The following is a 12,103-nucleotide window of genomic DNA, read 5'->3' on the forward strand; positions in this document are numbered from 1 at the left end:
CATTCAACAGACCGTTATTTATGCTCCAATGTGTAAAATATTAGGCACATCAACAATCACTTCCTCATCATCGATTAATGCCTTTAGGCGAACCGCACTATTTTGTGCCTGATAGCGTTGAATATCACTGATCACCCAACTATTCAACCCACTATAACTTTTCAGTTCAAAAGAAGCATATTCCGCCCAATTAGAAATTCTGTTCCAATATCCGTCTGCTGTCTGATACTCGATCGAAAGCGTAACCATTTTTGAGCCATTTTCATCTGACATTGGCACGCCAAGCCCTACATAAACCATATTGTTATATACCATAGCCTCCACACTCAAGGAAGAACCATTAAAATAAGTGTGCATTCCATTAGGGAAGACAGTCAGTCGCTGCTCTACGGTACCCCAATATTGATCAAGTAACTCTTCTTCAAAAACAACATTTGAATTGTTCGTAACATTTGCCCACATCTCGAGTTCTGTGAGTTCCCCCCTTTTTGCAAAAGTTTCCCGATCCATTCCCGACAGGCTAATATCACCATTAACATGATAATGATCAAAAAGAGGACTACTACTTGAGCGAAGGTTTTCTGTTACCAAATGCCCGTCAGCGACTACCGTTACATTCTCAATTAAAAATTTGTTCGATGGTGCTTCAAAATTCAACTTGAAACCGTTAAACACGCCTTCTCCCACACCACTGAATTGATTGGTTTGGGGATCAAATACCCCACCATGAAGGGTATTGACAAAAAACCTGTAATTCATGTTAAGGTCCCAGTCTGCAGGTAGTCCGAGTGTATCAGGAGAGCTACAAACACCATACAACTGAACGGTTGTCTCTACAGGAAAAGCATTGATTAAAGCATCTTCATCATCTTTATTACAAGATAGTAAGGCAAAAGAGACAAGAAGGGCCATAGCCCCAAGCTTGATGTTAGGTAAAAATTTCATTAAACAATAGGTTGAACAACACATCTAAATAACCAATGTGTTAAAATAAATATGATAAAATTAAAAAAAGGCGTACTTACGCCTCATAAACAGTGATTAAAGTTATAAAAATTAATCATTTATTTAAATAATATATTTACCCAAACTAATGCACACTAAGCAAACCCTCTATATATTAATTCTTTAATAGAAGAAAATAAATTCAACATACCCCACACTTAGCAACTATAAACCACAATTTATCCTCCAATATTTTATATATACTCGAAGGAACTCTATCATCAAGCCCCAACTATTCAACATTGATGAATATCATGCTATTTATTTTTACAAAGTGAAAACACTCAATTATTTCTAAATTCACCTTCGGATATCATATTTAAATCAGGCCTCCATTTTTTCATTCAAAATAAGAAGAATATTTTTTTATAATCTGCCAGTTAATAAACAAGCGCTATTATCACCTTCTTAGAAACAAGAGTGTACAACAAGCTGAAAGTACGCCATTTAGCAATAACGACAAGGATTTTTGACCAACCTGCTATACACTCTATTTGATAAAAGGAACTGAATAATCTCTTTTAGTAAGGATGGCCCTGCAAGCCTCTTAACATATCTTCACCAAAATAATAGGTAAACATATCGACATCGGCACCAGAAGGCCACTTTGGCGACTGTAACAGCCCTTGAACAGACGGCTGAGTATTGAAGCCTGGAGCAACTACTGCCTGCACATAATAAGGAATATTATTGGGGTTCAGCAGGACATTTGCACCGTCATGGCTGTATCCCCAAGTGTGTGTGATTTCGTGCATTAACAAGCCAGCCGTCATGTAAAACGAACCTGTTGCCACACCATGTTCATGTAGGTAAACTTTCAATTCACCTCCTAAGTCGCCATAGGCCTCACCACCATTCACCTGACTGTACAAAAACAGCTGATAGTTTTTCCCGCCATTGGTCATCGCATGATTCGCTACCTGCTTAAATGCCTCGAAATTGCTGGGAATATTTCGCGCAGGTGCCTGTGTAGCCCCATTAAAGGTATATTGCTGTAGTAAGCCTAAGTTGCGATTAAACACCTGCTTGAATTTTGGTGCATTGAACATGAACTTGATTAAGCCGAACATCCGCTGGATATTCTTCTGTGCCTGTCCGCTCCAGTACATGGGGCCTGCCAAAATTGCACCCCAGGATGCCGGTGGGTTAGTCGGTATTCCAAACTGATAGTGTACCCCTTCCATTAATCGATGCTGATCCTGTGCAACGGTCAATGCGTCTTGTCGGTGATTTTTCACTACGTATTGCGCGTCTTGTTGCTCAAGACCAAAATCTACCAGTCGCTGAACAATTTCGGTGTCCGTCAGCTGATGGATTAGTGCAGGGCTTAGGGAAGTCATGGGAATACCTTGATCGACAAGCTGAGCCGTGTCAAGTAATAGAGGCCTTATTGTGGAGTCAGAAACAGCCTCTTTGCCTTTCAGTTTATGGTGGTCTCTATCGCCCTGATGCCGAGCGGTTGTTTCTTTTTGAGGTAAAACAGGTTTGGGATCATTGGATTTAGAACAGCCCCAAAAGCCCATAAGCAAACATAGCAATCCTGCTATTTTGATCGTAATTTTTCTCATAAGTTATGGTAGTGGTGATTACTATTGAATCTTTTTCACCAAAAAAGCCAAATATTATACCACTGAAACCACCCTCATTAATATCTAACAACTCCCTTATTCAATTGAATAAAAATCGCGATAAAGCCCATAAAAAAGGAAAAGGCCCGGTTACCCTATGAAGGAAAACCGAAGCCTTTACCGGCAAGAAAACAACTTCCCGTCTTTATCAATTGAACTGCTCTAACTCAAATTTGAACTGACCGAAACAATCGGTTCAACAAATTGAAAAATTACCCCAAGCCACCACCTGAACCTGTCGCGGGACTCTGCCTCATGTTACGAATCATAAATACCACATGATTTTTTTATCGTCCACAGTTTGCGCAGGTTCACACCGCTTTTTTTGGGCTAACGTGCGTGATTTTTTTATGCATCGATTCGCTTTTTTACGCTTTCAAAATATAGTCTGATGCTTCGAGCAGGCTGAAACAAAAATGATCCCCATCGGTCTCTACTTTCGTTGGCGCCACACGAACTGTTCCCATGCCTAATTTTTTTGCTGGCACCAAATCGCGTTCCTGATCTCCTACCATAAAGCTTTGAATCGGATCAATGTTATATTTGGCGATCGCGCGTTCAAACATCAATGTACCAGGCTTACGGGCAATAGATTCCGATTTGGTGGGATGGTGCGGACAATAATAAATGGCGTCAATCAGCCTGCCGGTATTCGCCTGCAACTTCTCATGACACGCCAGCACATCGGCTTTAGTATATAAACCTTTGGCTATTCCTGCCTGGTTGGTAATCACTACCAAACGGTAGCCCGCATCCTTCAATCGCTTCAGCGCTTCACCAACGCCAGCTTCAATCTCAAAATCTTCCAACCGAAAGGTATATTCTCCTCTTTCTACATTCAGGACACCATCACGGTCCAAAAAGATGCACTTTTCCATGAATAACAATTTTACTGTTTGCCCAAAATTACGAATTAATCGAATATCAAAGGCCTTTGGATTAAATATATTGGGTTATTGTAATGCTTTTCTTAATTTTGCCCTTTACTTTGAGGGGCTGAATATTATTTCGGCAATATTTTTGATCAAAGACTATTGACTCCCACATCTTTGGGACTGAAAACACCAGATATATGAGTAAAAATATTGTAATCATACCTACCTATAATGAGAAAGAAAACATTGAAGCGATTATTCGCAAGGTATTTTCTTTGGAGGTAGATTTTCATTTGCTGATCGTGGACGATGGTTCCCCTGACGGGACAGCGATTATCGTGAAAAAACTTCAGCAAGAGTTTGGCCACCGTTTACACATGATCGAGCGCTCAGGAAAACTGGGCTTGGGCACTGCCTATATCACTGGGTTCAAATACTGCCTGGAGCAAGGCTATGATTACATCTATGAGATGGACGCCGATTTCAGTCATAATCCCGAAGATTTGGTACGACTCTACCATGCCTGTGCGATTGATGGCGCAGATATATCGATCGGTTCCCGCTATGTGTCGGGTGTCAATGTCGTTAATTGGCCCATGAAGCGCGTACTGATGTCTTATTATGCAAGTAAGTATGTACAATTCATCACTGGATTGCCTTTTAATGACACCACCGCAGGCTTTGTCTGCTACAGTCGCCGAGCGTTGGCACACCTTGACTTCGACAAAATCAAGTTCGTTGGATATGCCTTTCAGATAGAAATGAAATTCACGATCTGGAAGCACGGATTCAATATTGTGGAGGTGCCTATCGTATTTACCGACCGTACAGAAGGAGAATCGAAAATGTCTGGAGGTATCTTTAAAGAAGCCGTAATTGGCGTAATCAAACTGAAGGTCAATAGCTTTTTCAGAAAATTCGCTCCTTGTACAGCTCCTCAGCAGGAAAAAATCAGCATAGAAGAAACGAAAAAAAAGACGGAAGCCTCTCTGGTAGAGGCGTAGATAAAAAATAACACCATTAAAGGCTGTTGCTGACAAGTTCAGGAACAGCCTTTTTACATTCCCATTGACCTGACCACTACTATGTTTCAACTCAATACCCAAGGCCGTACATACGGTCAAAACCTGCGTTTGGCCATTTTTTTATCCTTCTCCGCAGGACTGATCAATATTATAGGCCTGTTGCAGTTCGGTGAACTGGTGACCCATGTAACGGGGCACTTTACCCACTTCGCCAATGCCCTGAGTACGGGCAACTTTACACTGATCCTCCAACGGTTTGGTTTTCTGTTCTCTTTTATCTTCGGCGCCATGGCCGCTTCGGTACTGGTCATTTATACTGGCCGATGGAAAGAACAATACTCACACACTTTTGCCCTACTGATCGAAATTGCCATTTTGTTTTTTGTATTGAGCCACCCCAATTGGTCAGCACGCTGGAATGCCTATCTCCTGCTTTTTGCTATGGGCCTGCAAAATGCCCTGGTCACCCGCATCTCGGGTGCGGTGGTAAGAACCACCCACCTAACGGGAATTTCTACAGACCTGGGGATAGAGCTCGTTTCGCTATTTCACAGCCAGGGCGAGGAAAGGAAGCAGATTACCCGCAGGCTGTCATTGCAATCCACCATTGTTACGGGCTTTGTTGTCGGAGGAATTGGCGCCGTATTCTTGTTCAGCAAATTTCATATTCATGCCCTGCTTTTGCCCATTGCTATTTTAACCAGTGCACTGATTTACGACGCCGTACACTATCAGCTCCACCATAAAAAAGATTTATCCAAAATAAACTAAACCAATAATGCCCCCTATTTTCACGACGAGCTTTAAGTTCTAAACACGTTCTGAAAATAAGGGGCATCAGAAGCACCATGACCGAAAAGACCTTTATCAGTCGAAGCGGATTGCCTTTATAGGTGTAATTTTTGAGGCCACGACTGTCGGCAACCACAATACCAGCGTTACAACAACGAAGGTAAGCAAATTGGAACCGATCAGATACGTCCAGTCCCAGGAGATTGGTACATAGTTCATATAATAAGAAGACATCTCGAGCGGAATCAGGTGAAATTTCCATTGTAACCACCCAAATCCCAAACCAATCAGGTTACCGTAAAGCATCCCTTTCAAGATCAGCAGCGAACCATTGTACATGAATATTTTCCGCACCTGATGATCCGTCGCCCCGAGGGCCTTGAGCATCCCAATCATTTGTGTGCGCTCCATAATGAGGATCAGTACCACTGATACCATATTGATACAAGCCACAAAAAGGATCAGGCTGAGGATAATCACCACATTGTTGTCGAGCAATTTCAGCCAGTCGAAGAAATCAGCATGCCGATCGGTCACTTTGGTAACAAACAAATCAAAGCCCGCCAAATCAAACAGCTGTTCATGAATCTGATCGAGCTGCTCCATACTTTTCAGGTGAACTTCAAGGCCTCCAACCAAAGAGTCTGGCCACTGGTTCAGGCGTTGAATCATCCGCAGGTCACCAATGACCACCTTCTCGTCGAACTCCTCAAGCCCCGATTCATAAACCCCACTGACATACACTTTCCGAAAGCGTGGAGGGTCCTGAATAAAGTACATCCTGGTGGTATCGCCCACGTGCAAATCCAACAGGTTGGCCGTCGTTTTACTGACCATCACCTGCTGATCGTATCGTCGTGTGCTGTCAAACTGCGGAAAATGCCCCGCAATAATATTGGTGGCAAATTCCGAATGCTCATAGGACTGATCCACCCCTTTGAGGATAATCCCGGCCACCTCATCGTTATCTTTCAACAAGCCCGGCTTACTGGAATAAGGGTAAACCCCCTCAATGCCTGAAATATCTTTCCACTGCTCCATCACAGGGTTATGAACAGATATCGGATCTTCTTCATAAGAATTACTCAGTGAATAGCGCAACACCTGGCAATGCCCACTGAAGCTGACCACCTTACGGATGATATTTTCCCGAAAGCCCGTCAGTATCAAAAAAGAAATCAAGATCAGCCCAAGGCCCATAGCAATGGTGGCCACAGCCACGCGGTGAATCACTGCCGAGAAGGTTCCCTGACCGACTTTGTTAATTCTTTTGGAAATAAATAAAGATAGGTTCAATTTTATCTTTAATTTTAAAATTCAAAAAACTGACCCTTAAATTTAAGCGTCCTCCCCCAAAATGGGTTATATTCTCAAAACTATCGAATATCAAGCAAGATTAATATAAATGAAAGGTAAACTTTGGATATTATGCCTTTGGGCGATGTTTTTTTCACTCTCCTGTAAATCCCAGGCTACTGAAACGTCGAAAGACCTCCCCAAGATCACTATGGGCGCTTCACAGACGGCACTCTACTTCCCACTGATCAAAGATAAAAAAATTGGGATGGTCGTTAATCAGACCTCCGTAGTGGAAGGGCAACACCTCGTGGATTTCCTGTTGTCACAGAAACAGCAGGTGGTCAAGGTTTTTGCGCCGGAGCATGGGTTCCGAGGCAAAGCCGATGCCGGAGAACATGTGAAAGATGCCAAGGATACCAAAACAGGCCTGCCCGTCATTTCGCTATATGGAAAAAATAAGAAGCCTTCGGCGGAAATGCTCAAAGATATTGACGTGGTAATTTTCGACATTCAGGATGTCGGCGTTCGTTTTTACACCTACATCTCCACCCTGCACTTGGTGATGGAGGCCTGTGCTGAAAACAACAAACCGCTGATTGTCCTCGACCGCCCGAACCCCAATGGCGATTATGTGGATGGCCCCGTGCTGGAGCCCAAGTTCAAATCATTCGTTGGAATGGATCCACTCCCTATCGTCCATGGGCTGACTATCGGCGAGCTCGCCAAGATGATCAATGGCCAAAAATGGCTAAAAAACGGCCTTCAGTGCAACCTGACGGTGGTAAAGATGAACCATTACTCCCACAAGCGTTTTTACGATTTGCCCATCAAGCCATCGCCAAATTTACCCAATTATCAGTCCATCCGACTGTACCCGTCTTTATGCCTGTTTGAAGCCACCAACATTAGCGTTGGTCGCGGAACCACCATCCCTTTTCAGATTTATGGTTACCCAGACAAATCTGCTGGCGCTTTCTCTTTCACCCCGAAAAGCATTCCAGGGATGTCGAAACACCCTAAGTTTGAAAATCAAACCTGCTACGGTGCCGACCTCCGAGATAATATTTCGGCGAGAACCTTCACGCTCACTTACCTCCTGGACACTTACTACCATTACAAGGATAAGGAAAATTTCTTCCTCAAAAATAACTTCTTCGACAAGCTGGCAGGAACCGATGAATTAAGGCATCAGATTGAAGCCAACCTGACCGAAGATGAAATTCGCCTTTCGTGGCAAACCAACCTTACAGCCTACAAAAAAATGCGGAAACAGTACCTGCTGTATCCCGACTTTGAACTGTAAACAATAGCATACCAAAATGAAATCACTCAAAATTATATTTATGGGTACGCCAGAATTTGCCGTACCATCCCTGAAAGCACTTGTTGAAGCTGGAAAAAATGTGGTAGCCGTTATTACGGCACCCGACAAGCCCAAAGGCCGCGGACAAAAACTGGCCTTTTCCCCGGTAAAAGAATATGCCGTAAGCCAGGAGCTGCCGGTACTTCAACCTACCAACCTGAAAAACCCTGCATTCCTCGAGGAACTTCGCAGCTATGAGGCCGACCTGCAGGTGGTTGTGGCTTTCCGTATGTTGCCAGAGGCTGTATGGGATATGCCCAAAGAGGGGACCTTCAATTTGCATGCCTCCCTGCTGCCGCAATACCGTGGTGCTGCCCCAATCAACTGGGCGATTATCAATGGAGAAAAAGAAACTGGCGCCACCACTTTCATGCTCAAACATGAGATTGATACTGGCAGTGTGATGTACCAGATTAAGGAGCCTATTCACCCAGAGGATAATGTCGGTACGGTTTACGAACGCCTGATGAACAACGGTGCGCAGCTGGTGGTAAAAACGGTCGATAAAATTGAAAGTGGCCAGTACGATTTGGTTCCACAGAATGAAGATCAGGAACTTAAGCACGCCCCAAAAATCTTCAAGGAAACCTGTGAAATCGACTGGAACAAAACCAGCGAAGCTATTCACAACCTGGTTCGTGGACTTTCCCCTTACCCTGCGGCATGGACACACCTTAAAGACAAAAGCCTGAAAATCTATCAGACGGAAATCATTGACAAAGCACTTGCTGCCGGAACAGTGGACTCCGATGGAAAAACCTACCTCCACTATGGTACTGCTGATGGTGCCCTGAGCATCCTTGACCTTCAGTTGCAAGGGAAAAAGCGCATGAAAGTAACCGATTTTTTAAGAGGATATAAATTTAACTAAGTCGATGCAAATCAATGTTATCGTTGCCACAGGAAAAAACCTGGCAATAGGCAAAGACGGGCAGATGCCCTGGCACTTACCTGCCGACCTAAAGTACTTCAAGAAAACAACCCTCGGCCACCCCGTCATTATGGGGCGTAAAACCTATGAGTCTATCGGGCGCCCACTGCCTGGCAGACTCAATATTGTGGTCAGCAGAAACCATGAATATCAAGCGAAAGGATGCCAGACGGTATCTTCGCTCCCTGAAGCCTTTGCGCTGGCCAAAACCGAAAATGAGCAGGCCTGTTTCATGATTGGCGGCGGGCAATTGTATCAGGAAATCATTCCTCTCGCCGACCGCTTGTTCATCACTGAAATTCAGGAAAACTTTGAAGCCGACACCTTCTTCCCTGCCGTGGGAGCAGAATGGAAAGAGGTGGAAAGAACAGCACATCAGGCGGATGAAAAAAACCCTTACGACTACCACTTTGTGGTCTATGAAAAAGCATGATCGCTCACCTATTGAATATTTTCGGGGATAATGTGGAAATTATTACTCATCCGCAAAGGATAATTCCCGATTGACTGCCCATGCAGCAGCAATTATCACTAACTTACCCTCGCAATTTTAATTATACCTTATTTACATGATAGATACTTCCGAATTTGATGCCATACGCCCATACCGGGACCACGAGGTAGCTCAAGCGCTCAAGGAGCTTATGTCTTCTGATTTTCTGTCGGAAGCTTTGCACTTTTTTTTCCCCAACCAAAATCGGGAACAAATCATTCAGTTTGTAAATAACATTAATGATATCAACAGCTTCCAACGCAATGTTATCGTGTCGTTTCTCGATAATATGTTGAAAACCCAGATCAATGAGTTCTCTCATGCCGGGATGGAAGCCTGTGCCCCTCAAACTCCAGGTTTATACATCTCCAATCACCGAGATATTATCCTGGACTCTGGCCTACTGAATTATGCACTGCTGAAAGCTGGTTTTCAGACCACTGAAATCGCTATCGGCTCCAACCTGCTCGAACACCCTGACGTCAAAAGACTCGCCCGCCTGAACAAAAGCTTTGTGGTTCACCGCAATGTACCACCAAAAGAGATGTATGCCATCTCCCAGCGATTGTCCAACTACATCATGCACCAAATTACCCAGGAACAGCAGTCCATCTGGATTGCCCAAAGGGAAGGACGTGCAAAAGATGGGAACGATTTCACACAGACAGGCCTGCTGAAAATGCTGAATATGTCGGGAGGAAAAGACATCAAAGCCACTTTCCGTGAATTGAACATCCGTCCTTTCGCCATCAGTTATGAGTATGATCCCTGTGATGCCCTCAAGGCTCAGGAGGAATACAACAAATCCATGAACCCAGATCATAAAAAAGGGGCCCTGGATGATATCATCTCGATGCAAACCGGCCTGAAAGAATACAAGGGCAACGTACATATTGGCTTTGCCGAATGCCTGAACGATCACCTCGAGGACCTGGATCAGATTAAAAACCGTAACGAATACATTTTTGCGGTTGCCAAGAGAATCGACAACCTGATTCATTATAACTACAAACTGTGGCCTTCAAACTACATTTGTGCCGATATGATCTCGCAATCGCAGCCGTTCAAGGATTACTACACCCCTGCACAGAAAGCGGAATTCATGACTTATATTGAAAACAAAATCTTGCAGATCAATGGGCACGTGGAGGCATATATGCCGTATATTCTTAGAATGTATGCCAACCCTTTAACCAACTACTATCAGGCCAAGGCATCCCTTGAAAAAGAAGGTTAATCCATAAATTTTAAATTGATATGCAAATATACGCTGAGCTCCTCACCATCGGGGACGAGTTACTTTATGGTCAAACACTCGATACCAATACCCATTGGATGAGTGGTCAGCTGGACCAATTAGGCATTAAGGTCATCAGAAAAACGACCGTTGGAGATGTTAGAGAGGAGATGTTGCAAGCCTTTAAAGAAGCTGAAGAGCGTGCGCATATCACTTTAATTACCGGCGGACTCGGCCCGACGAACGACGACCTGACCAAACCACTGCTTGCGGAATTTTTCGACAGCGAAATGGCCATGCACCCTGAAGCACAGGAAGAGGTCAGCCGTTATTTTAAAAGCCGTGGGCGAGAAGTTACCGGGCTGAATTTACTCCAGGCCGAGTTGCCGATCAAGTGCACGAAAATATCGAACCATAATGGCACAGCCCCGGGAATGTGGTTTGAACGCAATGGCCGTGTGTTTGTCAGTATGCCTGGTGTACCACATGAAATGCGCCTGATGATGCAGGAAACCGTCCTCCCTAAGTTACAGCAAAAGTTTGCCCTGCCCGTGATTGTCCATCGGATGATCAAGACCGCTGGAATTGGGGAGTCCTTCCTTGCTGAAATTATCAAAACCTGGGAAGACCAGCTGCCAGCACATATCAAGCTCGCCTACCTGCCTTCCCCTGCACAGGTAAAATTACGCCTGACAGCCACCGGCGAAGATAAAACACTACTCACCACAGCCATCGATGCTGAGGTCGAGAAGCTGTTGCCTTTGGCACATCCCTATGTTTTTGGCTTTGATGAAGACACCCTGGAATCTATCATTGGTAAATTACTGATGGAAAAAGACCTGACATTGGCTACCGCAGAAAGCTGCACAGGGGGGAATATTGCCCACCTGATCACTTCAGTACCCGGAGCGTCAGCTTATTATCAGGGCAGCATTGTTGCCTACCAAAATGAGGTAAAAGTCCGTATGCTGAACGTCAATCAGGCTACCCTCGATGCCCATGGCGCTGTTTCCGAACAAACCATTATTGAAATGGCCGAGGGAGTACGCAAGACCCTCAATACCGATATCGGAATTGCCACCAGTGGCATTGCCGGACCTTCGGGAGGTACAGAAGAAAAACCGGTGGGAACAGTATGGATCGCCCTCTCTGACGGCGAGCAAACCATCACCAAAAAGTACCTGATGGGTAAAAATCGAGACTGGAATATCAAGCTCAGTTCTTTCAGTGCGCTGAACCTCCTTCAGCGTTATTTAAACGGAACTTGGAAATAAGCTATTTAAACAATGCCCTCAATTGATTATATTTACAATAGTCAGATGAGGGCTTTTTATTTTTGAACGATTCACAGAATAATCATTGGTAATCGCTCAATTTTGACAAAGATGATTTTTATCAAAATCATCGAATCAAGAAACGAAATTTGGAATCAGACACTTTTTTGGTGTCTATTAG

The 12,103-nt window shown here is 44.2% G+C and carries 11 protein-coding genes; 7 read left to right on the top strand and 4 right to left on the bottom strand.

The genetic code is table 11. The features are described from left to right. Positions 1 to 18: 18 nt before the first annotated feature. The 3 genes from AABK40_RS11295 to AABK40_RS11305 all read right to left on the bottom strand — a co-directional run bounded on the left by AABK40_RS11295 (position 19) and on the right by AABK40_RS11305 (position 3,511). Positions 19 to 945, bottom strand: a complete 927-nt coding sequence (locus AABK40_RS11295; RefSeq protein WP_338397109.1) for a hypothetical protein — start codon at positions 943 to 945, stop codon at positions 19 to 21. Positions 946 to 1,526: 581 nt separating this feature from the next. Continuing rightward, positions 1,527 to 2,573 carry a hypothetical protein gene (locus tag AABK40_RS11300; protein WP_338397110.1) on the bottom strand — a complete coding sequence of 349 codons (1,047 nt, stop codon included), beginning with the start codon at positions 2,571 to 2,573 and terminating at the stop codon, positions 1,527 to 1,529. Positions 2,574 to 3,001: 428 nt separating this feature from the next. Continuing rightward, positions 3,002 to 3,511: a D-glycero-alpha-D-manno-heptose-1,7-bisphosphate 7-phosphatase gene (locus AABK40_RS11305; RefSeq protein ID WP_338397111.1), complete on the bottom strand. Its 510-nt coding sequence runs from the start codon at positions 3,509 to 3,511 to the stop codon at positions 3,002 to 3,004. Between the two features lie 194 nt (positions 3,512 to 3,705). Between AABK40_RS11305 and AABK40_RS11310 the strand changes: the two genes are divergently transcribed. Together AABK40_RS11310 and AABK40_RS11315 are read left to right on the top strand one after the other, a co-directional pair. Then, positions 3,706 to 4,512, top strand: coding sequence for a polyprenol monophosphomannose synthase (locus AABK40_RS11310; RefSeq protein WP_338397112.1), 807 nt, complete (start codon positions 3,706 to 3,708; stop codon positions 4,510 to 4,512). A gap of 81 nt (positions 4,513 to 4,593) precedes the next feature. Further along, positions 4,594 to 5,304, top strand: coding sequence for a YoaK family protein (locus AABK40_RS11315; protein WP_338397113.1), 711 nt, complete (start codon positions 4,594 to 4,596; stop codon positions 5,302 to 5,304). Positions 5,305 to 5,400: 96 nt separating this feature from the next. Here the strand turns inward: AABK40_RS11315 and AABK40_RS11320 are convergent, their stop codons facing one another. Then, positions 5,401 to 6,621, bottom strand: coding sequence for an ABC transporter permease (locus AABK40_RS11320; RefSeq protein WP_338397114.1), 1,221 nt, complete (start codon positions 6,619 to 6,621; stop codon positions 5,401 to 5,403). 109 nt (positions 6,622 to 6,730) lie between these two features. Here AABK40_RS11320 and AABK40_RS11325 point away from each other — a divergent pair, with 109 nt between their 5' ends. The 5 genes from AABK40_RS11325 (at position 6,731) to AABK40_RS11345 (ending at position 11,922) form a co-directional block, all read left to right on the top strand. Further along, positions 6,731 to 7,927 carry an exo-beta-N-acetylmuramidase NamZ family protein gene (locus AABK40_RS11325; protein ID WP_338397115.1) on the top strand — a complete coding sequence of 399 codons (1,197 nt, stop codon included), beginning with the start codon at positions 6,731 to 6,733 and terminating at the stop codon, positions 7,925 to 7,927. A gap of 16 nt (positions 7,928 to 7,943) precedes the next feature. Beyond that, positions 7,944 to 8,858 carry a methionyl-tRNA formyltransferase gene (gene fmt / locus AABK40_RS11330; protein ID WP_332920104.1) on the top strand — a complete coding sequence of 305 codons (915 nt, stop codon included), beginning with the start codon at positions 7,944 to 7,946 and terminating at the stop codon, positions 8,856 to 8,858. A 4-nt stretch (positions 8,859 to 8,862) separates the two neighbouring features. Beyond that, positions 8,863 to 9,351: a dihydrofolate reductase gene (locus tag AABK40_RS11335; protein ID WP_338397116.1), complete on the top strand. Its 489-nt coding sequence runs from the start codon at positions 8,863 to 8,865 to the stop codon at positions 9,349 to 9,351. 136 nt (positions 9,352 to 9,487) lie between these two features. Next, a complete protein-coding gene (locus AABK40_RS11340) occupies positions 9,488 to 10,648 on the top strand; it encodes a BAR domain-containing protein (protein WP_332920106.1) in 1,161 nt (386 codons plus the stop codon). Between the two features lie 20 nt (positions 10,649 to 10,668). Further along, entirely contained in the window at positions 10,669 to 11,922 is a 1,254-nt protein-coding gene (locus AABK40_RS11345; RefSeq protein ID WP_332920107.1) for a competence/damage-inducible protein A, read from the top strand. The last annotated feature ends 181 nt before the right edge of the window (positions 11,923 to 12,103 follow it).

It is taken from the genome of Persicobacter psychrovividus (assembly GCF_036492425.1).
In the GTDB taxonomy this organism is placed as follows: domain Bacteria; phylum Bacteroidota; class Bacteroidia; order Cytophagales; family Cyclobacteriaceae; genus Persicobacter; species Persicobacter psychrovividus.